Annotated in this window: 18 protein-coding genes; all 18 read right to left on the reverse strand. The window is 40.5% G+C overall.

Annotated elements, in window-relative coordinates:
* Positions 1–2: 2 nt before the first annotated feature.
* Positions 3–677: an ATPase gene (locus HJC33_RS03585; protein ID WP_171657424.1), complete on the reverse strand. Its 675-nt coding sequence runs from the start codon at positions 675–677 to the stop codon at positions 3–5.
* Positions 674–1204 (reverse strand): hypothetical protein, encoded by a 531-nt coding sequence (locus HJC33_RS03590; protein ID WP_171657425.1) that lies wholly within the window; start codon positions 1202–1204, stop codon positions 674–676. The genes HJC33_RS03585 and HJC33_RS03590 overlap by 4 nt, the downstream gene beginning before the upstream one ends.
* A 6-nt stretch (positions 1205–1210) precedes the next feature.
* Entirely contained in the window at positions 1211–1489 is a 279-nt protein-coding gene (locus HJC33_RS03595) for a helix-turn-helix domain-containing protein (RefSeq protein WP_171657426.1), read from the reverse strand.
* A gap of 260 nt (positions 1490–1749) precedes the next feature.
* Entirely contained in the window at positions 1750–2583 is an 834-nt protein-coding gene (locus HJC33_RS03600) for an RteC domain-containing protein (protein ID WP_171657427.1), read from the reverse strand.
* Between the two features lie 82 nt (positions 2584–2665).
* Positions 2666–3334 carry a bifunctional 4-hydroxy-2-oxoglutarate aldolase/2-dehydro-3-deoxy-phosphogluconate aldolase gene (locus HJC33_RS03605; protein ID WP_171657428.1) on the reverse strand — a complete coding sequence of 223 codons (669 nt, stop codon included), beginning with the start codon at positions 3332–3334 and terminating at the stop codon, positions 2666–2668.
* 26 nt (positions 3335–3360) lie between these two features.
* Positions 3361–4407 carry a sugar kinase gene (locus tag HJC33_RS03610; RefSeq protein WP_171657429.1) on the reverse strand — a complete coding sequence of 349 codons (1047 nt, stop codon included), beginning with the start codon at positions 4405–4407 and terminating at the stop codon, positions 3361–3363.
* Positions 4404–5315, reverse strand: a complete 912-nt coding sequence (locus tag HJC33_RS03615) for an aldose 1-epimerase (RefSeq protein ID WP_171657430.1) — start codon at positions 5313–5315, stop codon at positions 4404–4406. Before HJC33_RS03615 ends, HJC33_RS03610 begins: the two co-directional genes overlap by 4 nt.
* 2 nt (positions 5316–5317) lie before the next feature.
* Positions 5318–6190 carry an SMP-30/gluconolactonase/LRE family protein gene (locus HJC33_RS03620; RefSeq protein ID WP_171657431.1) on the reverse strand — a complete coding sequence of 291 codons (873 nt, stop codon included), beginning with the start codon at positions 6188–6190 and terminating at the stop codon, positions 5318–5320.
* Positions 6183–6989 carry an SDR family oxidoreductase gene (locus HJC33_RS03625; protein ID WP_171657432.1) on the reverse strand — a complete coding sequence of 269 codons (807 nt, stop codon included), beginning with the start codon at positions 6987–6989 and terminating at the stop codon, positions 6183–6185. Before HJC33_RS03625 ends, HJC33_RS03620 begins: the two co-directional genes overlap by 8 nt.
* Before the next feature lie 2 nt (positions 6990–6991).
* Positions 6992–8203, reverse strand: coding sequence for a D-mannonate dehydratase ManD (manD, locus tag HJC33_RS03630; RefSeq protein ID WP_171657433.1), 1212 nt, complete (start codon positions 8201–8203; stop codon positions 6992–6994).
* A gap of 19 nt (positions 8204–8222) precedes the next feature.
* Positions 8223–9632, reverse strand: coding sequence for a sugar porter family MFS transporter (locus tag HJC33_RS03635; protein ID WP_171657434.1), 1410 nt, complete (start codon positions 9630–9632; stop codon positions 8223–8225).
* Between the two features lie 14 nt (positions 9633–9646).
* Positions 9647–11650, reverse strand: a complete 2004-nt coding sequence (locus HJC33_RS03640) for a beta-L-arabinofuranosidase domain-containing protein (protein ID WP_171657435.1) — start codon at positions 11648–11650, stop codon at positions 9647–9649.
* Positions 11643–12932, reverse strand: a complete 1290-nt coding sequence (locus HJC33_RS03645) for a serine hydrolase domain-containing protein (RefSeq protein WP_171657436.1) — start codon at positions 12930–12932, stop codon at positions 11643–11645. Before HJC33_RS03645 ends, HJC33_RS03640 begins: the two co-directional genes overlap by 8 nt.
* 18 nt (positions 12933–12950) lie before the next feature.
* On the reverse strand, positions 12951–15083 hold the full coding sequence (locus HJC33_RS03650; protein ID WP_171657437.1) for a beta-L-arabinofuranosidase domain-containing protein: 2133 nt from the start codon (positions 15081–15083) through the stop codon (positions 12951–12953).
* A 9-nt stretch (positions 15084–15092) separates the two neighbouring features.
* Positions 15093–17051, reverse strand: a complete 1959-nt coding sequence (locus HJC33_RS03655; RefSeq protein WP_171657438.1) for an alpha-amylase family glycosyl hydrolase — start codon at positions 17049–17051, stop codon at positions 15093–15095.
* Between the two features lie 169 nt (positions 17052–17220).
* Positions 17221–18345, reverse strand: coding sequence for a SusE domain-containing protein (locus HJC33_RS03660; RefSeq protein WP_171657439.1), 1125 nt, complete (start codon positions 18343–18345; stop codon positions 17221–17223).
* Between the two features lie 26 nt (positions 18346–18371).
* Positions 18372–19991: a RagB/SusD family nutrient uptake outer membrane protein gene (locus tag HJC33_RS03665; RefSeq protein WP_171657440.1), complete on the reverse strand. Its 1620-nt coding sequence runs from the start codon at positions 19989–19991 to the stop codon at positions 18372–18374.
* Between the two features lie 11 nt (positions 19992–20002).
* Entirely contained in the window at positions 20003–23077 is a 3075-nt protein-coding gene (locus HJC33_RS03670; RefSeq protein ID WP_171657441.1) for a SusC/RagA family TonB-linked outer membrane protein, read from the reverse strand.
* Positions 23078–23279 lie beyond the last annotated feature (202 nt).

Here is a 23279-nt window from a genome sequence, read left to right on the forward strand (position 1 = left end):
CCTCACTTCCTCTTATCCCTACTTCCCCTATCAAAAGCCACCAAATTAAAAAGCTGTCGCATACGGCTACGAACACGAATGCCGTAAAGCTCTTCTAATTCAGCAGCATTTAGATTGGTAGTAGCATGGGTTTTTACCCTTCGACTGCGCTCAGGGTGACAAAAAAGTTCATGGCGAGATAGTAGGATTTCACCCATCACATTACAGTCTTTACCGTAGTGCCTTCCCATAGGTTCAACTCCCAAATCATCAAAACAGAAAAATTGGGAATTACCATAATCTTCAATGGTCTTGTAACCGATATGGTTAAAACCAAAAACGATATTTCGAGTGGGTACAACTTCGTAAGGCTTTCGGTGTGGTACGAGATGCTTTAATAATCGTATCAAAGAAGTTTTTCCGCAGCCTACAGGACCAGAAAGTAAAATTCCTTTATCGATATCAATTCCAAACTCTTCACAAGCAATTCTATCCTGGATGAAGTACAGGCATAGTTTGTAGAGGATGTCTCGGTCTTCCTTGTAGATTTTAAATTGCTGACCAAAAAGCAACTTGCCTTTAGCATCAAGGTAGACCAACATTTTATCGAAATCATATAAAATTTGATTGCCTCGCATTGTACCTAATGAGTATTGTATAGCTCCTTCAACAATGATATGTGGCTTTGGATTGCTCATAAAGGCTCATTGTAGTTTTTATCTTTACTTGTCTTCAAGTTGTCCTGATATGGGACACTTGCCAAATGGTTTTCTTTATATTCAGAATCTGAATTTTCTAAAAATTGCCGTTTGTTTAAGTTTTCACTGTTTTCTATAGTTTGTATATGTTTGTTTATAGGTACCAGTGCTTGTCCACTGCTTGTCCCGTTTTTGGTACGGCTTGGGTACAGCACTTGTCCACTGCTTGTCCCAAAATCGAACATCTTGATGCGGCTTCCCTTAAATGGATTGTGGGATGGGGTATAGAGCAAATAATTCCAATGGCTCAATTCCTTAATACATCTGTGATAGGTAGATTTGGAACCAATCTTTGAAAAGCCCATGACTTCTTCTCGGTTGATGTAGAATTCATCTTTAAAAAAGTTGTTGTTCCAAATTTGGAACAAAGCCACATACAAACTAATATGGGTTGGATTTAATCTACTATCCTTGGAAAATTGCTCAAACACCCCATTGAGGTGCTTGATGTAATTGATGGTTTCCAAACAGCCTTAAAGTCTATTATGGATCTTATTCTTTTCCAAGACTTCCATAATCTCATGATATTCGTAATAAAGCACTCCTCCTATTTTGGTATAGGGTAGCGTGCCATTGATTCTGAGATTTTGAAGTGTCCCAGGGGAAATTCCCAAAAGCTGTCTGACCTCATTGGATTTGAGCCATTTCTTGTTGGTCTGGCCATCATGATCTTGTAAAAGTTGTTTGATGTCGTCCAGCAGTTCCATCTTGAACTCCCTCAGATCTTCCGTAGTAATAATCGTTGCACCCATTGTAAACGTTTTAAAAAAGCAAAGCCGCCGAGGTTATTTCTTTTTAAAGCGACTTTGCCGTGATTTGACTTTCGTTCAGCAAAATTGTGAGAGTCTGGTGGTTATCCATCAGAGTCTAAACCGAGTTGGGGCAGAATTTAACACATATAAGTTTTGGTGTGCTTTGGTATGATTTGGTGCTCAATTCAAACGCTAAAAAGTTATAGTGTCAATAAAATTATAGCAAGTTTAAAAAACCGAGTGAAATCCAAACTCGGTTTTTAGGAATTGGACAAATCGTCCTCATCTTTCATTTTCTGAAGGAGCTTTTGCCCGGTTTCCTCAAAAAACTTTATAGGCGAACCTTTACGTGCCTTCAGGTCTTGATATGTGCGGGTGGGATTTCCTTTTTTGACATTCAAAAATTCACTGAAGGTATCAATTACACTATTTATTCCAATATTTCCATTGTTGAAATATCCCATCTCCTGGCAACCGTAGAGCATTTCTACCAAAGCAGCATAACTGCCGGTCCAATTAAGTTTCCCTTTGCCGATATTTTTATCAGTATTGGTTAATTCCTCCTTTTTTTTCTTTAGATAATTGACATACATGGCGAGCCCTTTTATTCTTGCCCAGATTTCATCATGGGAGGTATTGAATACTGAATCCTTGTAGTAAGGATAACTTTTAACGACAGGGTTGTTGTTCAGATTTTTACGTGTAAAATAATGTTCATCAAAATGGTCATAGCCAAGTTCCATGTAGAGTAAAAACTCCGTATGCCGACCAAAGAACTGGTTGACCTTTTTTGCCTGTTTGTCTAAAAATGTGAGCTGCCTTTTTACATTCGATTTGGGTATACGAAGTTCGCAGGAACGTATTTCCGTGTAGAGAATCAAATGTTTCATGGGTATGCACTTGATACCTTTAAAAAAACTGATTTCATCCTTGATAGAATCAAACCCGAACTCGGCTACGTGTTCTTTGAACAGATCCAGGGCCCAAGATGAAATTTGGATACCGGCATTCACTTTTTTTAATTCGGTTTGGGCCCTACCTTCTATCTCTGTTATTTTTTTATTAAATTCATTGATAATATTTATATAGAACATATTCCAGTCGGTTTAGGTTACTGCTATGAATATGTCGGTTAGTTATATGCATCTGGTATTTTAGTTAACTCTTAAATCCATATTAACCTCTCACTTTTTTTATAGTTTTTAGCACACTTTCTGTAAGCGATTTGAGTTTAACAAAATCGTGTGATTCGATGATGTTTTTGGATATTAAATTAGAACCAAGTCCGACACAAGTAACACCTGCTTCAAACCAAGCTTTTAAATTAGATTCTTCAGTACTCACTCCTCCAGTTGGCATAATGCTGGACCATGGTTGGGGTCCTTTTATCGCCTTCACGAAACCAGGGCCATAGGTTGATCCTGGGAACAGTTTAATGATTTCCACGCCAAGCTCTTCCGCCTGGTTAATCTCCGTTAGACTGCCACAGCCGGGCGAATACATTATCTTTCTGCGGTTACAGGTCACCCCAATGTCTTCTCGCAACGATGGGGTAACGATGAAGTTTGCTCCCATTTGTATGAAAAATGAAGCGGCAGCTGCATCCGTGATAGATCCCACTCCCAGGATCATGCCCGGGAGTTCGTCCAAAGCATACTTGTTGAGCTCTGCAAAGACCTCGTACGCAAAATCGCCACGGGCCGTGAATTCCAACAAACGTGCCCCACCGTCATAACATGCCTTGAGCACTTTTTTTCCTAGTTCCACATCAGGGTGATAGAACAACGGGACCATGCCCGTTTCCTGCATCACCTGTGCTACTTCCAATCTACTGTACCTTGCCATATATCTTCTTCTATTCTAAATAATTATTATCGGGCAACCCTTCCAGAGGCATCTCCTCCCATGAGTTTCTCCACTTCATCCACGGTTACCAAGTTCGCATCCCCTTTGATGGTATGTTTAAGGCAAGAGGCCGCTACCGCAAAGTCCAATGCATTTTGGTCATCTTCCGGGTACTTGAGCAATCCGTAAATGAGTCCTCCCATAAACGAATCCCCACCACCTACACGATCCACAATATGGGTAATTTGGTATTCACTGGACTTGTACATGGTCTTCCCGTCATACAAAACTCCTGCCCAAGTGTTGTGCGAGGCAGATATTGATCCCCTTAGGGTAGTAATCACTTTTTTGGCATTTGGGAAACGTTCCATCATCTGCCTACAGACTGATAAAAAGGCTTCTGCTTTTACATGCTCACCTTGGGTGGTGATATCCAATCCTTCCGGTTTGATCCCGAAGTGTTTCTCGGCATCCTCTTCGTTTCCTAGGACGATATCACAATACGAGGTGAGTTCGGACATGATTTCCTCCCGTTTTGCATCGTCGCAGTACTTCCATAGTTTGGCCCTATAGTTAAGGTCTGTGGAAACGGTAAGTCCCAATTTCTTGGCGGCCTTGACCGCTTCGATACAGGCATCCGCAGCTCCTTGGGATATGGCAGGAGTGATTCCTGTCCAATGAAACCATTCGGCTCCTTTAAAAACAGTGTCCCAATCCACCATGCCTTTGGTAATCTCGGCCATGGCCGAGTGTGCACGGTCGTAGACCACTTTACTTCCCCTACTAACTGCGCCGGTTTCCAAGAAGTAAATCCCAAGACGATCTCCGCCAAATACAATATGTTCCGTACCAACTCCTCTTTTTCGCATTTCCATCAGGGCACAGTCCCCTATATCATTTTTGGGAAGCCGTGTCACAAAATCCACGGGGACTCCATAATTGGCCAAGGAGACCGCCACATTGGACTCTCCCCCACCATACACCGCATCAAAGTTGTTGGCCTGTGAAAATCTTAAAAATCCTTGGGGTGCCAATCGTAGCATGATTTCCCCAAATGTGATTACTTTATTCATCTACTCAATAATTTAATTTCAATGTTTCCTTCAAAAACTTCTAATGGTTTAAGTTCCATTAAACCTATACCATTGTTGAAAGCATCAATACAGCAGGTCATAGGTTCAATTGCTACGGTTTGCTGATCTGGTGGAGTATAAAGCTGAAGGAAACCAAAGTTTTCTGAACATCTCAATTCGATGACATCATCTTTTGAGAATATTTTATATATGGGTTTTTTAACATCTAGTGCTTTAAATGTGGCATTGTAGAAGGTGTTATCTGGAACAAAATATTTACTCTCAAAATCCAAGGTATTGCCAGTGGGAATAAAATTATTATCCACCAAATACTCCGTTACCCCTGGGATCTTGATTTTTTCGTTCCCTTTCAACACAAAATACGGATGCCAACCCAATCCAAATGGCATTTTCCCATTTCCGGTATTCTTGATGGAAAACGCAATCCTGAAATAATCATTTTTAATGTGATATGAAACTTCAAAGTTAAATGGGAATGGATAATATGGCTCGCCATGAAATGTATATGAAAATGCCATATTTACAGCATCATTTAATACCTGGATATTTTTTTGGGTAAAATCGTGGTCCCTTATAAAGCCGTGGATGCTATTATTTCTTTCTATCTCGTTTATAGGGAATGTGTATTTTTTTCCTCCGTACTGATAGACTCCACCCTTAAGCCGATTTGGAAAAGGAAAGAGAATATCGTTTTTGCCAAACTCATTATTTTCGAGTTCATCTACGTTTACTTTCCAAAGTATGGGTACCGGTTTATTATCTTTAACCATGTTCAAATGGAGAATTTTGGCTCCCTTTGAAGGTGTCATGGTAAAAAGCAGGTTATGATTTTCATCCCATACTTCTATAGTTTTAATTCCTGAAATGTAGTTCTCTCTTGTTTCCATGATTACCCAAATCTATATTCCGTTTTGCCTGTATGTTCGGTCTGGATTACAAAACAGCTTCCGGAGAGCAGATCGTTCTCCAATTCACTTTTATCTAAGGGCAGACGGGAAGAAGTAATGAAAAGCTGTTTCTTATTTTCTCCTCCAAAACAACAACTGGTTGGATATTTTACCGGTAGGCCTATTTCTTCAACATAGTTTGCTTTTTCATCTAAATGAACAATTTTTGCCCCTCCCCACATAGCAATCCAAAAATGGTCTTTAGAATCAATGGCCATACCATCAGGATGTTCATCATTCTTGAATTTTTTAATAACCCTTTTACGAGATAATTCACCTTCTACAAAATCAAACGCATAGATGCAATGGTGTCCAGTATCCACCATGAAAAATGTATCCCTATCGTTATTCCATCCCATGCCATTGGGAATTGTATGATTACTTTCAATTATATCATACTTGCCATTGGGAGAAAATCGAATTAAGCTTCCAAAGCCATTTTTGCCGTCCCAATGCATCGTTCCGGCATAGAACTTCCCATCCGGCCCTACAATGCCGTCATTGAACCTGACCTTGGGATTCAAAGTTTCTGCAATAGGGTCGATTAACATAAAATTCTTTGCTTCGATATTGTAAACACCGAAACCTTTTTCAACAGCCAAGACCAAATTTTTTGTGTTGGAAAGCCCAACAGCACCTAGGGCCTGACCAATATTAATACTATCGACCTTCCCACTTTTCAAATGCCCTTTGTAAAGATTACCCTTCAGTAAGTCAACCCAATAAAAACAACCATTTCTTCCATCCCATATAGGTCCCTCGCCATGTTGCAGTACACTACTGAAGGCCAACTCTATGGTGTTGCATTTATTCATGTAGATGTTCCGTTTCCATTAATTCTTGTTTGCTTCCTTCGATAAGTAAACCGATACCTCCATCGCTTCGGAAGGACTGTCCTGTAATATTGGCAGCGGCATCACTACAGAGAAATGCTATCAGCGAAGCTATTTCTTCGGGTTTTGCTATGCGCTTTAATAAGTGCATGTCTATACTTTCCTGAAGAACAGCTTGTGGGTCAGGCGATTGTTTTAAAGCCCATTGAAGCATGGGTGTGTCAATAGTACTAGGACACACGGCATTGCATCTTATTTTTGGGGTATAATCAACAGCAATACTTCTGGTAAGACCTAAAATAGCTGTTTTGGATGTAACATAGGGCGCAACTTTTTTCTGGCTCATAAATGATTGTGCGCTGCCAACATTGACAATCGCTCCATTTTCCTTTTTCATCATGCTGGGGAGTACATGTTTAGCACAAAGGAACTGCCCTGTAACATTTACCCCTATAATTTTGTTCCATTCATCTAATGATGTCTCGTGAACAGCCGTATAGCCAAGAATAGCGGCATTATTAACCAAGTAATCAATATCTCCGAATTTTGAAATTCCTTCTGTAATACAGGATTTTACGGATTCCTCCAGTGCAATGTTGCACTTTTTGAAAAGGGTTGATTCTCCCAATTCTTCTTGGAGGTCATTTCCATTTTCTTCATCCATGTCCAACATAAGTACTTTGGCACCTTCTTCAACAAATAGTTTTGCCACACAAGCACCGACTCCACCTTTTTTGGATGCCCCAGTTACAACAAGGACCTTATTCTTAAATCTTTTCATATTTACCAATGATATAATGTGCCATCTTCCAATCTATTTACCGGAAGAAAAGCCTGTTTGTAAGGAATGTTTTTTACTTTTTCAAAATCGAAATCGACACCCAGGCCGGCTTCATCGTTCATAATAAAATGACCATCTTCAAAGCGATGTGTAAATGAAAACACGTTACTCGTTTGTGGATCATATCCCATGTATTCTTGAATTCCAAAATTGTTTACCGCGGTACCAAAATGAAGACATGCGGCTAAATTTATGGGCGATAAATCAGATGGTCCGTGACATCCGGTCCTTACATGATAGATGCTGGCTAAATTGGCTACTTTCAACATAGGGGTGAGTCCACCGCCATGTGCAACCGTCATTCTTATGTAATCTATCGATTGTGTGGTAATGAGATGATGACAATCATAAATGGTATTAAAAATTTCGCCAACCGCCAAAGGCGTGGTTGTATGCCTTCTAATTATTTCAAAACCTTCTTGATTTTCTGCAGCTACCGTATCTTCTAACCAGAACAAATGGAAAGGTTCCAGTTCTTTACCCAATCTTGCCGCTTCAATTGGTGTAAGTCGGTGATGTGCATCATGTAATAGCTGTACGTCTTCCCCAAATTCCTTTCGAACACGTTGGAATAATTTAGGAATGTGATTTAGATATTTTTCAGTATTCCAAGTTTCTTCATCAGGTCGGCTTCCCTTTATGGCGGGTTCGTAGGCACCTTCATCTTTTGCAATTCCATAAATTTTTTCTATACCGGGAATACCGGACTGAACACGAACTGCTTTGAACCCCTTTTTCAATGTATCCGATATTTTTTGGAGTGTTTCATCGGTATCTTTGCCCTGGGCATGTGTATAGCCTAAAAGCCTATGTCTACTTTTACCACCCAAAAGCTTATAAACAGGGACATCCAATGCCTTTCCTTTGATATCCCAAAGTGCCATATCGATTGCCCCAATGGCGGTCATATTTACGGCACCTCTTCTCCAGTATACACCTCTATACAGGTATTGCCATATATCTTCGGAATCAAAAGGATCTCGATCAATTATACATGGAATTAAATGCTCTTGTAAATAGGTCGCAACCGCTAACTCCCTGCCATTTAGTGTAGCATCACCAAGGCCATATATTCCTGAGTCCGTTTCAATTTTAAGGGTCACGAAATTTCGACCCGGTGAACAGACGATTACCTCTGCATTAATAATTTTCATATTTCCTTATCTTATTCGTTTATTTATTACGATAGCGTTCTTTCCAAACCGTTTCAATATCTTCCAAGGTTTTGCCTTTGGTTTCCGGCAGCAGTCGGTTTACAAACCATATAATGAGTACTATAAAGAACATGAATAGAAAGTATGGAAGTGACCCCTGCCAAATTCCTTCAACATTAATTTTGCTCTCAGCAACTATAGGAAAACTTTGAGATACCAGATAGTTAGCACCCCATTGTACGGCTACCGCTATGGACATACCTATTGCCCTGATTTTATTGGGAAACATTTCAGATAATATGACCCAGACAACCGGTCCCATTGACATAGCGAAGGCCCCGACAAAAAATAGAATGCCTATCAACGAAAGAAGCCCCACATTATCCGTCATTATAGTAATGCCAAGAAGTGCAAAGCCAAACAGCATTCCCAAAGAACCTGAAATGATCAACGGCTTTCTCCCCCATTTATCAACAGTAACCATGGCTAGAATAGTAAAGGCTACATTTACGCCAGCCAGCAGAATTTGTTGTGCCAAAACATCCTCCTGACCAAAACCCAAGGCTTTTTCGAAAATATCGGCCCCATAATATAGCACGGCATTGATACCTGTGAATTGTTGAAGAAAAGATAACCCGCTTCCAATTAAGATTATTGGTAGTATTCCATTTTTGAAAATATCTTTAATACCAATACTCGTATCTTTTGATATAGAATCCTTGATTTCTTTAGCCCTGGTATTTGCTTGATCCAATCCATGTATTTTTGCCAACACTTTAAGTGAAGCTTCTTCTTGTTTTTTTAGCAGTAACCACCTTGGACTTTTTGGAACCAAGAATAGAAGCAGCAAAAAAAGAATACAGGGCACTAATTCTGACCAAAACATGTATCTCCATCCAACTTGGATATTAAAGGCTTCTGTTTTTCCTGCACCTATTTGGTAAGTAACGAAGAATACGATAAAAAAGCCAAAAACAACAGCCATTTGATATAGGGTAACCATTCGTCCCCTTATATGTGCAGGGGATAGTTCTGCTATATACATAGGGGCGTTCATAGAGGCTATACCGATTCCCAAGCCACCGATAATCCTAAAAAAGACTAGAACCCGAACAGTTTGAGGTAAAAAATCAGGTAGACCAGAACCCCAAGCGGAAATTGTAAAAAGAATAGCTGAGATAATAAGCGATACTTTTCTTCCGTATTGTTTGCTAAGCGGCCCAGAAACTATTGCTCCAGTAAAACAGCCTAGTAAGGCACTGCCTACGACCCATCCTTTTGTAGCAGGGTCTAATTCAAAATATTTGCTAAAGTAAAATTGTGTACCGTTGATAACTCCGGTATCATATCCGAAGAGGAAACCTCCAAGTGCTGCAATTGTACTTACAAAAAGTAGGGTAATATAATTTTTCGCTTGATTTTCTTTCATAAATTATTTAAAAGCTACTCATTTGATACGACGGGAAAAACAGTCATTCTTAAGGTCGTGGTACCATAAGGGATTAATTCCAATGAGGTTTCTGAGTTTTCTTCAACTTCAACTTGTTTTGGAAAACTTGGGGTTGTGGTAATCTCTGAGTCAATGCGTTCATCAAAGTAGTTGTTCAGTTGCCAATGCCTAATCTTGAATCCCTTAACCTTGATTTTTAACGGAGTGTTGGCCACCTCCCAGGGGTATCCATCGAATTCTTTTTGAATCAATTCAAAATCAAGATTATCTTTAGGTAAACCGTATCTCCATTCTGAAGTAGGACTCATTGTGAACGCCGGAAAACTTGTGGTTGATTTTTCATAGTCATGAATGGTGTCTTTCTTCTCGGTCAATGCCAAACTATAGACTATTGGGCCTCTTTCCACTGCGATTCCATTATTGGGCCATTGAGTAGTTCTTATTTCCATTGGAAGTTCCAATTCAATGATATCTCCAGATTTAAAATCCCTTTTTAGTCTAAAAAATGATCCAGGAGTTATTTCATTTTGAATTGTTGTCCCATTCACAATAATCTTGGCGTTATTGGCCCATTCCGGAATTCTCATTGAAAAAGGGAAATTCACTTGATCCTGTCGTTCCATTAGGATTTCAAACCTAATGTTATTTGAAAAAGGATAGTTTGTAATCTGATTTACGGTGATTGGTTGATTATTTTCTCCAACTTTGGCTGAAATTGTGGAAGGACCGTAGAGAGCGGCAACAAGACCGTTATCCTTAGATGTTGCCCACATCTGTTCTATATAGTATGGCATAAATCTATTAACATTACCGGTACAACACTCGACATCATGACCGGGAGCAAAAGCCATTCTCGTTGGATGGTGTCCAAAAGGATTGGAGTTTATGGTTGCCAAAATCTGGTTAGGCGCTGAAAAATATTGGTGTGATTTGAAATCCTTTGTTACAGAACCTATACCGGCGTTAAAAACAGCCCTTTCTATTCGATCCCCGAACCACGACTCCCCAGTTATTCTCATAAGATATCCATAGGTGTGTGGCAATACAGCGGTATTGCAGGTCTCATGGCCCGCCACCTCCGACACATCGGCAAAATGCTCCGTAGTACTAGGCAATCCAGAAACGAGCATATGATATTTTTCCATTTTTGTGATACCATTCATTGACTCTTCTAGGTAGGCTTTGTTTCCCGTATATTTATAGAGCAGTGCTGGAATCTTAACCAACTCCAGATAGACAACCCCATGATGATCAGGCTTTCTATTCGCTCCAAATTGGATATCACTGTCTAACCTATTCCTATTTTCAATATCCGATTTAAAACAAGCGTAGGCCTCTTCACCCATTTCAATGAATTTTTTGTCAGCAGTTTCACCATAAAGCCAGCAAAGTTGCTCTACGTTGGCCAATTCGAGGTCGTCACAAAAATCCTCTGCTGCAAAGGTGCCATAATGATTTGCGAGCAGATGCACCAACTCTTCGTTGCCCGTTAATTCGTAATCGGTCATAAAAACCCGATTGATACTGGTATAGGGCCAACGCCACCAACGGTCTTGTAGATTAGTGCCAAACCGACCGGTGGAATCAATATTTGCCTTGATATAGTCAGTATTCCTTTTTACCTCGCTGAGCAGTCCTTTATTATTGGTCAAGATCCCCAACCGGTTTATTCCATCGAGGTAATACGCCGTTTGTTCATACGGCCACCAGGCTTTCGTGGATCCTTTCATTTTTGGGCATCCCCATAGGCATGTATTGTACGGGTAGCCTGCCACGCCAATATTTCCACTCAATCCGTCCGTTTGTCTGGACAAGAACTCGACAATCCATCCTTTTGGTTCTATTTCATCAATGGACATCTTAACGAAGTGTGAATGGGTGGCCACCATTTTTTTTTCAGGTTGCTGTGCGCATTGGACTATTGTAAACGCTAAGGCTATAAGTAATAAAGCTGAACGGCTCGGAATCTTCTTAATCAATACTTTTGAATTAATCATTTATAGCTTGGTAAACAATTTGCTGAAACAACAGGGTGGTGGTGTCAAGACCAATATCAAAGGTTTGTTTCATTAAAATTGCAATTATATCTTCTTCTGGATCGGCCATGTAATACGTATTAAAATAACCGCCCCAAATGAAAGTGCCCACGCTTTGCGAGCTTGCCCAAGAGCCACCTTGTTTGTACACCACACTAAATGCCAATCCGTAGTGTTTTGCCCCTTCACCATACAAATCGTCTACTTGTTTGGACATGATCAACTCGATAGTTTTTCTGCTCAATAACCGCTTGCCATTATACATTCCGTTATTTAGGTACATCTGTAAAAATTTGGCATAGTCTTCAGCGGTACTCGACAGTCCCGCACCACCACTAAAGAATGTTTTTGCACCTTTTATAGGAAAATCCACATCATAGAAATCGGCTACCAACGGTTCAAACTCACCTTCCTTTTTGGTTTGTACTTGCACCAACCTCTTTGCCCTTTCTTCATCTAGATAGAAATAGGTATCATTCATGCCCAAGGGTTCAAAAATGTATTCCTCAAAAAACTGGTCCAAGGGTTTGCCCGATACAATTTCAACAAGTGCTCCTAACACATCAAGGCTCACCCCGTAAGTGAATTTTTCACCAGGATCATGGTGCAATGGAAGTTTGGCTATTTCTTTTGCGACGTCTTGAATTCTTATCGCTTCGGTTGAATAGAGTTCCTTAATACCGGCATCTTTATAAATGCGCTTCATGCGTTCGTCAGCATCAATTTCACCATACCCCAAACCAGAAGTGTGCGTAAGCAGATGACGAATTGAAATTTCCTTGTCCGCCTTGATGGTGGTATAGGTGCCATCATCCAGCAGAGAATCCAACACCTGTGGATTTTTAAATTCTGGAATCCATTTTGAAATGGGGTCTTCCAAATGAAATTTCCCTTCTTCGTAAAGCATCATTACCGCGGTAGATGTAATCGCTTTGGTCATGGAAGCTATCCGGAAAATGTCATCTGCCTTTAAGGCTCTGTTATCGGAATCTGCGGCCCCAAAGGATTTAAGATAGACGATTTTACCCTTTCTGGCCACCAATGCCACGGCACCAGGAATTTCATTCTTGCTTATTGCCGACTGGAGCATGTTGTCCATACGTTTTAGTCTTTCACTGGACATGCCCACCTCTTCGGGACTACCAGTTGTTAAAACTTGAGCATTAAGGCTTAATCCTGCAAATAGCATAAAAATCAGAAGGACTGTAATTTTTTGTTTTAATCGATTGTTTGTAAAGTACATATGAAATAATTTTTTTTATTAGTGGAATTGATTGAGTGGAAAAGTTACACGTCTGAGCACAGAGCGTCCCATAGGAACCAGTTTTACGGCGACCTCTTTATTCTCATGACCATTTAACAGTGTACCCATCAGATAATTAATATCGCTATACCAAATATTACCTTCTGCTGGCACATCATTGATTTTGACCGAAAAACCAAATGCATTGTCTTCAGAACCCTTTAAAGTCAAGTGCTCGTACAATTCCTCTTTTGGATAAACCAAATAATCAGTAAAACCTTTTAGGCCATAGGTTTTGATATCTTCGGTTTTATGTTGGATATCATATGCATATACAATCGGTCCGCGCTGAAAATATCTAGTATTATCATTTGATGGAAATGTTAGCAACTTATTGTTCATGTTTAATATAATCTCATCCCCATTCTTCCATATATTGTCAACTTTGTAACAACCGCTTTCTTTTGTTATTTTTCCTTTTGTTTCTAAAGAAAGTTCCGGTGAAAAACTCGGAATTCTAAAATATAACGACACTTGGGTAGGTTGGTCCACGCCAATTGTGAAAGTAATTTGATCTGTTAGCGGATACTTAGTTTCTTGGGTAATTGTGATTTCCTGCCCGTTTATATTGGTTTTTAACTCGTTTGGACCATAGATGACCGCAGCCAGACCATGGTCTTTTGTTTTCATCCACATATTTCTTACCAATTGCGGAAAATGTTTGGAATAACTTGGATTACAACAAACGGCGGCATCGGCATGTGTGGGGGAGTATTTATATCTGAAATCAAATTCCTCAAAACCCCTTTGGGGCGCTGTGTTATCCAATCGATATGAATTATCGGTTTTGCAATACACAAGTCCTGAACCATCTTCATTCAATGATCCCAATATACCATTGTAGGTTAGTTTCTCTATCATATCGCCAAACTTTGGATCGCCAACTTTTTGTAGGGCAGATTCGAAGAAGCCACCCAATTCGAACATACCACAAACCTCGGCCCCCGTGGTTTCCGGGTCGGCCTCCTCACCGTTCAACCACTCATTTCCAAAACCGGAACCGCTGGGTAAAATGGTTTTACTCAATTTATTCATGGCACTATTATAAGCTTGGTCCAACTGAGGGTAGCCAGTTGCGTATGTAGCATGAATGAGCGTTCGGAGATGTTCGTAGGTATGCGCGGAATGGCTTACATAAAGTGAGTCGTGAAGGAGGTATTCATAGCGCATATCGTTCATGGAACGAGTAATCGGATACCTTGAAAATTCTTGGTACAAATACACGGCATAGTCTCTATACGCTTGCTTCCCAGTAATCCTAAACAATGCCTCGCAAACATCTGTCATCATTAGTCCATGGGTAACTCCACCATAATCCACGCCCACTTTAAAGGGACTATTCCCTTCCGGACCATAGCGTTTCATGGTTAATGCCATGGCCTTTTCAACAGCGCCCAAAACCCGTTTGTCTTTAGTCAGCTCGTAATAACCAAGTAGCATTCTAAAAACTGTGGTTTGCGTCCATAATTCACCATTGGAGCCTTTATGGTTGTAGCGTAATTTTTTTCCATAAATACCGATATAGCCATCATCATCTTGTGTTGAGAGTATATAATCTACAATATCATGGATTCTTTTTTTTGCAGGCTCTTCGTCTGTTAACCAGGCATTTTGCATATATCCGTCCCACCAGTTCCCCAAGGTCTCACCAGACCACCATTGCATGGAAATTTCCCAAGCTGCACCCGTTAAGGTTTGGTCGCCTACATCGGGAATATCCGTGAGATTATTTCTCCGTGTTGTATTAAAAAGGTCATCACCTTTCATAATATCCGGAGCCAGATCATCTAAGAACGCTACAAAGCCTGTTGTGATATCTTGTTTCATTCGGTCATAAATCCAGCCTCTTGGTTTTACATCACCTAATGGCAGCAATTCAAAAAACGCTTCCTTCGGATTTCGGTCTCCTTCAAAAAAAGCCAATTGGTCATTTGGAACCGGATTAGGGTCTTTTAAAGTAGCAGCTATATTCTTTTCAAAATCAGCACCCTGACTGCCCACTTCAGCTTTTTGGTTTTTTTTGCAAGCCGCAGGGCTGAATAATAGAAATATCATCAAACCCTGGGCAATGTATTTTGTTTTACTCTTCATATCTTGAAACTATTTGTGCGATTGAATAAGAACCGCCGATGACCTCGCCGGCAATTCTAATTGTATCTTTTTACTATTTTTTTGAACGGTTTGGTTTTTGAAAAAGTCATACACGTCACCACTGTATTTCGCTTCTAATTTGATTTTTTGAGCAGTGCTAGAAGTGTTGAACACTACAATCACTTCTTGAGTATCGTTGAACCTTCTGTAGGCAAAGGTTTTCTTTTGGTCATCGGCATGAATGTATGCTATATCACCGTAGACCAAGACCGGGTTGTTTTTACGAAGTTCAATAAGGTTTTGATAAAAACCGAAAACCTCTTTGTTTGCTTCTACCTTATTTACCGGGCGTTCCACTCCGTACGGATGTGTTTTTTCATCTTCAAACTGAATATCATCCCAAACCATAGGCTTACGGCAATCAGGAAAATCACCGCCCCACATGCCCAATTCTTCACCTTGCCAAATATGTGGTGCACCTAAAAAAGTGAACTGGTTTACGAGTATGAGTTTAGCGGTTTCATAGGCTTGTGCATCTGGTTTGTACACTTTATAGCCATTTTCGGCATTTGGGTTTTGGTTGACTTTATATGGATATTGATGATTAAAAACAGAAGACAAGAGTCGCGGGGAATCGTGTGTTGATGCCGTGTTCATCATAGCTCGTAAATTTTGAGGTCTTATATTTTTGGTAATACGCTCCAAAGAATCCCTAAATTCCGTTGGAGCGATTCCCTTATCAGGATGTATAAAGAATTCTCTTGCCGTTTTGTACCAGCGATAGTTCATTACCCCATCGGCAATATCCCCACGGAGCGTGGGTTCGGGATCTAGCATGGAATGCGGAAAGCGTTTGAACCATGCCTCACCAACAATGTATGCATTGGGATTTACTTCCCGTACCACTTTTCGGTAATCACGCCAAAAACCCAAAGGAATTTCAGCATACACATCTAAGCGGTAACCGTCAATTCCATCAGATGGATCACCATCGCCGTTGGGGTCCAACCAACGACGTGCAATGTTGAAAATATGTTGTTTAAGGCTTTCGCTTGCCAAGTTTCCCTCCCAATAATGAGACTCTGGTATGTGCGTTACATATTCCGTTTCCTTCACTTGTACCAAATGCTTCACCGATTCCAACCATTTTGGGTAATCGAGTTCATTTTCCGGTGTATTTGGGTCATCAAATGTGTTTATCCAAAACCAATCTTTGTACTTGGATTGTTCTTGGTTTTTAAGTACGGCTTTCCATGCCCAGAATTCTAGGCCAACGTGGTTCCAAGAATAGTCCATAATCAGCTTCATGTCGCGTTTATGAACTTCCTCTATTAATTTTAAAAACAATTGGTCAGCGTTCGTGAATTGCCATGTAGATGGATCGTCCGGTGTTTCTTTAGCCATTATTTTCAAATCATCTACCGGTTTTGGTCCAAAATTGATATCAATGTGTCGCCAGTTGCGGGCATCAAAGTTGTGTGAAGACGGGGCGTCATATAAAGGATTGATATACAATCCATTAATACCCAAATTCTTTAAATAATCAAGTTTGTCGATAATACCCTGAATATCACCACCGTAATAGCGTAATTGATTAAATTGACCAAAATGTTGAATTTCATACCCTTCAATATCGGTCATTCCTCTAATTTCCTCATTCCATTCCTGTAGATTATACCAATCCATACCCCAATCCGTGATTTCCCAATTTGAGGGTACGGGACCAGGATAGTAGCCCACAATATTTTCTGCTTTGGGGTCGTTCCCTTTGTCGCCATTTCGAAAAATATCTGGATAGATTTGGTACCAAATGGCTTCTTTTGCCCAATTGGGGACATCTTCGAAAGCCGTAATACTTATTTGTTCATCTTCCTGCTCAGAAGGAGCCTTCAACTTGGATTTACATCCTGATACGAGCAGGACATTCAAAATGAGCATTGTATATAGTAAAGTCCCGATATTTTTCATATTAAGTTGTTCAAATATTTAATCTCATGAGTATTTTTACTTATTCAAGAACTAATCAACTAAGTGCAAACCTGAAGAATTATTCTAGCAATGGAGCAAATCCTAGCTGTCTTTCGACAGCTAGGAATCACAAGAATCAAAATAACTAACTCAAGCCATTATTTTATCATTACAAACTTTCAAAATCAACAGTGATTTCATCTGGATTTCTTGTGTCAAGGGTAATGTTGAAAGTCCCTGCGTCCAAATTAAGGGTCGGTCCAAAACCAAGATTCAAGCCCAAAATATTTGAGCCTTCCTCCACGGGTGAAAGAACACTGCTCCAATCGTTGTTGAGTCTAAAGTTTGCCGCTCCCGCTGGTATATCAACGTTCAATGCGATCCAGATTCCCTCTTGCTTGGGATCTGGCGACAATCGGATATCCGGGCCAGTGCCCCAAGCATTGATATTCTCACCGGCAAGCCCCCATGAATCACCTTCTTCCAAAGAAATGGTTAGGTTTTCTGTATCCACTACCAGGATAAAGACATTTCCTTCAGGAAACACCAAGCCATTGTCAAATGATGCCGTTTCTAGAGTACCTGCATCTAAATCACCACCATAGTTGACCACCCAATCATTATTTTGACGAATACTAAAGGGTGTACCGGCACCTGGATTGTTGATGGCCACAAAATGAACTTTCTCATCTCGGGTATACATTGGAATATCCGGCCCATCACCGCCCCAATTGTTTATGGCTTCACCAACAAGACCAAAAGAGGAAAGTACCACAGGATCCAATGCCTCACCAGACTCGATCAATTCAATGTTCATTGGCAATACATCTGATATAACCTGTTCTGTATTTGCCGTGCTGTTACTTCCAGATATTCCAACAACCCTTACATACACCACTCCTGTGTTATTTGGGTTTCCCACATTATCCGTGGTGGCAGCATCTTCGTCAAGGCCCAATTCTTCGGCAAGGGTCAACAAATCGCTCACCTTTACAGCGATGTTGTTCTCCCCGCTTGTTGAAATTTCAGTATACATGGATTGATCGATTGAACCCTCAAGCCTGAAAGTGGCCTCGATTGGAGCACCAAAATCCACTGGGTTCCAGACCAACCTTTCCGCTATATTCGATGCCGCTGCCGATGATAGCAGATAGTTTGACGAGAGGGAATTTGTAAATTCAATGCCCGTGGGGTCAGGTTGTAATACGATGTTGATGCCATCATCCTCGCTGCAGGAGATAGCCAAAACGGCAATCATGCATGCCATAAAAACTGTGTTGAGTATCTTATTCATAATCAGTAGTTTTAAAATTGTTATTGTTAATATCCAGGGTTCTGTTCCAAATTTGGATTTACGGAAATATCAAAAGCGGGAATAGGGTAAATGGCCAAATGTCCATCAATTGAAACCCCATTTTGGACACCGCCTTTCCAGTCCCATAAATAGGTGTTACCGGTAAAACGCCCAAACCGAATCAAATCAGTTCTTCGTTTTCCTTCCCAACCCAATTCGCGAGCTCGCTCATCAATGATAAATTCAAGTGTCAAAGTGCTGATGTTCCCTGTAGCGTCGCCATACGCTCTTTCCCGTATCGCGTTGACCAGATCGAGGGCCTGTGACTCTGAACCCCCGCCCCCTCTTAAGAAAGCTTCGGCATACATAAGGTAAACATCGGCCAAACGAAATAGGGGAAAATCAACATCAGCGAATTGACCACCCTCCCCCGGCACCCCGTCTGAAGTGACATTTCTAAATTTGGTATATCCAAAACCCTCCTGAAAAGCACTTCCTATGGGTTCTGAGGGCAAATCCACAGAATGGCCATCTTTATATAGGAATGAGGCCCTTACATCAGGACTGTCCAAAAAGGGATCGTTGTTCTCGAACTCGAAAAGGTTCACAAAACTTTCTTTGCATGTCAAAGCGGCGAAAGCATTTAGGTTGGTACCAAAAGCGCCAGGTTCGCTCTCCAAAATATTGACATCCAATACGCCATTTGTCAATGAGTACATTACTCCAAAAGATTGTGATTGAACACCATCAAAAGTCACCGGGAATATAATTTCATCGGAGCGATTGTTGTCGGCCCTAAAAACGTTTGCATAAATTGGTTCCAGGGCATAGGTGCCATCGTTGATGATCAGATTACAGTACTCAAGACAATCTGCATATCTCGCTTCTCCCGTAAAAGCTTCCGCGTTCAGATATAACTTGGCCAGCAATGTCCAAACGGCTCCTTTATCCGCGCGGCCATATCCATTCTGCCTTGGTGGCGCTATCGTATTCTCTATGGCCTGCAATTCAGACTCGATAAAATCAAAAAGGACGCTCCCATTGGTCTGTTGTGGCAGAAACGCACCTGGGGGGTCTGATTCGGTCACAAAGGGAACATTGCCGCCAAAAAAATCCAGGGTATGATAATAGGCCAACGCCCTTAAGAATCTAGCTTCATCCCTGTAACCCTCAATCTGCCCCCGCAGTTCACCGGTAATACCTCTTTCATCCAAGACATTGGGTGCGGTTTGTCTCAGAAATTCATTTGCCTGACCTATCTGAAAGTATATTCTACTATACATGACACTGAAGTAGTCATTATCCTGTGTCCAGGAATGATTAACCATATCGATAATGCCAGGTTCATTGTATCTCCATTTGAGCTCGTCAGCGGGCAGTTCATTTAAGTTCCACCAAAGACGGATATAACTGGTAATGCCTTCCGTAAAGCCTATCAAGTCAGGTTGGCCCTCTGGGGCTTCTTGTCCCGTTTGGTCCAACCCAGCGTATAATTTTGCCAAAAACTGAAGGTAAGTTTCCGGATTATCAAATACATTTTCTGAATTCAGATTGTTGGTATCGATATTTTCAAGATCATCGGAACAACTGGAAAGTACGATGATCAGTACGCTAAATATGAGTAATATGAAATGATTTTTTTTCATCCTAATTTTATTTAAAAGTCAATAGATAGTCCTAATTGGGCAATGAATGGTCTAGGGAAAATATTTCTGTCTATCCCATTTGTCACTTCCGGGTCAAGTCCTTCGTAATCTGTTATTACAAAGACATTTTGTAGAGTTGAATAGAGGCGCAACCTAGATTGTTCAGAGAAAATATCATTGAATGTATACCCCAATGAAACATTATCGAGTCTGACGAAAGAAGCATCCTGAACAAAGTAATCTGAAAAGGTAATTTCATCAATATAATTGGCAAAACCATTGGTGAGTGTTGCCAGGGTAACGTTGCGCAGATCCTGACCAATATTCACATTGGCAAAGGTTCCATTTTGAACTTCAACACCATTGTAATTGTAGTTGCCAATATTTGCTCTCATTGAGAAACTCATGTCCCATTTTTTCCAATTAAAGCGACTATTGAGACCTAGGTTTACTAAAGGAGCAGCTTGGCGGTAGGGCCTTCTATCAAGGAAATTGATTCGACCATCACCATTTAAGTCCACTACAGTTCCGGGAATTGGATTGCCCTGAGAATTATAGGCTTGAACATAAACTAGATAACTTCTGGTAGGTTCACCAATTAAATGATATTGGGCGCCATCGTCACCACCAAAACCAACCAGCACGGTGCCCGGTACCGCTATACCCGTACCAGGATCATTACTGGAAAGAAAGAGTTCTTCCACCTCATTTTCATTGTAAGCATAATTAAAGCCCAAATCCCATGAGAAGCTTTCGGTATCAAATACCTTTGCATTCAAGGTTACTTCAACACCTTTATTGGAAAGACTTCCTATATTGGTCGGCAATCGGTTGGACAGGTTACTGCCCGATGGAATGTTTACTGTGCTTAACAAATCTTCAGTATCTCTTTGGTAGAGCTCCACAGAACCACTAAGAACATTATCAAAAAGGCCAAAATCAACTCCTAAATTATAGGTTGTGGTCTCTTCCCATTTTATGTTTACATCGTAGGGTTCGGCTCTCAGTGTTGATGAAAAGATTGGATTGCCATTGTCATCTTGCCCCACTTGTATCGAGGCACCATTAAAGCTAGGAGAGAACTGTGGTAAATAGGGCTGTGTATTGTTCCCCTGGATTACATCTTGTTGGCCGGTAATACCCCACCCGAAACGCAATTTCAGATTGGAAAACCATTTCGAATTTTCCATGAAATTTTCATCGCTCACGTTCCAAGCAAAAGCGGCTGCAGGAAAGTTGCCCCAACGATTGTCCCCACCAAACCTTGAAGACCCATCCCTCCTATAAGTAAAGGTGAACAGATAGTTGTTCGAGAGGATTAGGTTGGCCCTACCAAAATAGGATTGTAAATTGTTTTCAAGAATTGTGTTTGTAACAATAGTTCCTCCAACACCATCTCCTCTTACCTGATCAAAGTTTTGCCTGTCATTAAAATTTTGATAGGAATAGCCTGCGGTAACATCAAATCTCAATTTTAATTTTTCAAGCTCCTTGCTGTACTTTACATAAAAATCTAACAGAGTATTTTCCTCATCTTGACTGTAATTTGTGAACCGACCATCTGTCAATGCCTGGGTTGAAATTGTTCCAGGTTGGTTATCGACACCATTTGTGTCAGACTTATCAATACCCAAATTTAAGGTAGCTGTAACATCCGGAAAAAAATGCAGTTGATAGTCTAACTTGGCATTGGCCACCAAACGTCTCAGATTTGAACTGTTGTCCCTAAGAGTCAATAAGGCCAATGGATTTACGGCCGTATTTGATGTAGGAACACCATTGGACTCATAATAATCAAAGTAACCTTCCGGCAATGTTGGGTCAAAAACAGGTTGTGTTGGATCAAATTGTATCGCGTTAAAAATAGCACCCGTATCAGCGAAATTATTCTCGATATAGGATCCCCTTGCATTTAATTGAATTCTCAGCTTTTCGTCAAATAGTTTGGGGGATAGATTGAATGATGCCGTGGTGCGCTGCAGAGCCTCGGTCTTCAAGATACCATCTTGTTGGGTATAGCCAATTGAAGCCCTGAATGGTATTCCGAAGAGACCCCCTCTGACACTAAAATTAGTGTCAGTTCCTAAAGCGCCTTTAAAGATTTGGTCCTGCCAATCCGTATTGTAGTTTCCCAATTCGGCAACCCGACCCGGCAATCGCTGTGCAATCACGCTCCTGAATTGATCGGCATTCAATACGTCTATTTTATCGGTTAGTGCACTTACGGACATGGACGTCCCAAAATTAAATTTCAGTTCTCCCGATATCCCTTTTTTGGTTGTTATTATTATGACCCCATTCGAAGCTCTGGAGCCATAAATGGCGGTTGCCGAAGCGTCTTTTAAAACAGTGAATGATGAAATGTCAGAAGGGTTTATAAAATCAAATATGTTTCTTGAACCTGGATTGTTAGCATTATCCAAGGGTACGTCATCAATGATAATTAAGGGCGTATTGCTGGCATCTAGTGAAGCTCCCCCCCTTATTTTTATTTCACTGCCGCTTCCTGGTGCACCTCCTGCAGTTGTAATATTTACACCAGCAGCTTTTCCCACCAAAAGGTCTTGTGGTGAAGCGATGAATCCTTGATTCAGTTCTTCCTCAGTTACTCCAACTACCGCTCCTGTTGCATCTTTTTTAGTAGTTGATCCATAGCCTATGATTACAACTTCATCTAATTGTTGTGAAGAAGGAACCAAACTAATGTTCATAGGATTGTCAAAATCCGGCAACAACTCTTGGGCTTCATAGCCTATATAGGAAATCAATAGGCGTGCGGTCTTATTACCCAATGTAATCGAGAAATCACCGTCAAAATCCGTCACAGCCCCATTGGTGGTTCCTATTTCCACAATACTCGCGCCGGGCAATGGTGATCCTGTCTCATCCAAGACGATTCCTGTTACCGTCAATTGTTGATTATAGATTGCCGTTTCTGAATTGACTAATGATGTTCGGTTGCCCTCATTGGCCCAAGAAGGTAAAAAGGAAATACAGAAAAATAGGAGGGCTATACAAATTCCAATGGAAGAATCAACACCTTTTTTTAAAGGTTTGATTTTTAATGAGTTGAAAAATTCCTTCATATTAATTAGTTTAGTTAAATTCCTAAGTTCTCAATCCTTATTTTTCAGCCAATAATTACACATTGTCAGAAATAAATACCATATATTATTAAATTCATTAATATTTTGATTGTATATTGAGGATTATTCATTGGTTCAAAAGTTGGATTTTTTTAATGTAACACCAATCAGTATTTTATTAATCACATATGTTATTTTCTTA

The sequence above is a fragment of the Flagellimonas amphidinii genome, assembly GCF_013090115.1.
GTDB lineage: Bacteria > Bacteroidota > Bacteroidia > Flavobacteriales > Flavobacteriaceae > Flagellimonas > Flagellimonas amphidinii.

Excerpts from the sequence above, each read along its gene's own strand:
- HJC33_RS03585 (WP_171657424.1), bottom strand. The coding sequence starts at position 677 with ATGAGCAATCCAAAGCCACATATCATTGTTGAAGGAGCTATACAATAC.
- HJC33_RS03595 (WP_171657426.1), bottom strand. The coding sequence starts at position 1,489 with ATGGGTGCAACGATTATTACTACGGAAGATCTGAGGGAGTTCAAGATG.
- HJC33_RS03600 (WP_171657427.1), bottom strand. The coding sequence starts at position 2,583 with ATGTTCTATATAAATATTATCAATGAATTTAATAAAAAAATAACAGAG.
- HJC33_RS03605 (WP_171657428.1), bottom strand. The coding sequence starts at position 3,334 with ATGGCAAGGTACAGTAGATTGGAAGTAGCACAGGTGATGCAGGAAACG.
- HJC33_RS03610 (WP_171657429.1), bottom strand. The coding sequence starts at position 4,407 with ATGAATAAAGTAATCACATTTGGGGAAATCATGCTACGATTGGCACCC.
- HJC33_RS03615 (WP_171657430.1), bottom strand. The coding sequence starts at position 5,315 with ATGGAAACAAGAGAGAACTACATTTCAGGAATTAAAACTATAGAAGTA.
- HJC33_RS03620 (WP_171657431.1), bottom strand. The coding sequence starts at position 6,190 with ATGAATAAATGCAACACCATAGAGTTGGCCTTCAGTAGTGTACTGCAA.
- HJC33_RS03625 (WP_171657432.1), bottom strand. The coding sequence starts at position 6,989 with ATGAAAAGATTTAAGAATAAGGTCCTTGTTGTAACTGGGGCATCCAAA.
- manD (WP_171657433.1), bottom strand. The coding sequence starts at position 8,203 with ATGAAAATTATTAATGCAGAGGTAATCGTCTGTTCACCGGGTCGAAAT.
- HJC33_RS03635 (WP_171657434.1), bottom strand. The coding sequence starts at position 9,632 with ATGAAAGAAAATCAAGCGAAAAATTATATTACCCTACTTTTTGTAAGT.
- HJC33_RS03640 (WP_171657435.1), bottom strand. The coding sequence starts at position 11,650 with ATGATTAATTCAAAAGTATTGATTAAGAAGATTCCGAGCCGTTCAGCT.
- HJC33_RS03645 (WP_171657436.1), bottom strand. The coding sequence starts at position 12,932 with ATGTACTTTACAAACAATCGATTAAAACAAAAAATTACAGTCCTTCTG.
- HJC33_RS03650 (WP_171657437.1), bottom strand. The coding sequence starts at position 15,083 with ATGAAGAGTAAAACAAAATACATTGCCCAGGGTTTGATGATATTTCTA.
- HJC33_RS03655 (WP_171657438.1), bottom strand. The coding sequence starts at position 17,051 with ATGAAAAATATCGGGACTTTACTATATACAATGCTCATTTTGAATGTC.
- HJC33_RS03660 (WP_171657439.1), bottom strand. The coding sequence starts at position 18,345 with ATGAATAAGATACTCAACACAGTTTTTATGGCATGCATGATTGCCGTT.
- HJC33_RS03665 (WP_171657440.1), bottom strand. The coding sequence starts at position 19,991 with ATGAAAAAAAATCATTTCATATTACTCATATTTAGCGTACTGATCATC.
- HJC33_RS03670 (WP_171657441.1), bottom strand. The coding sequence starts at position 23,077 with ATGAAGGAATTTTTCAACTCATTAAAAATCAAACCTTTAAAAAAAGGT.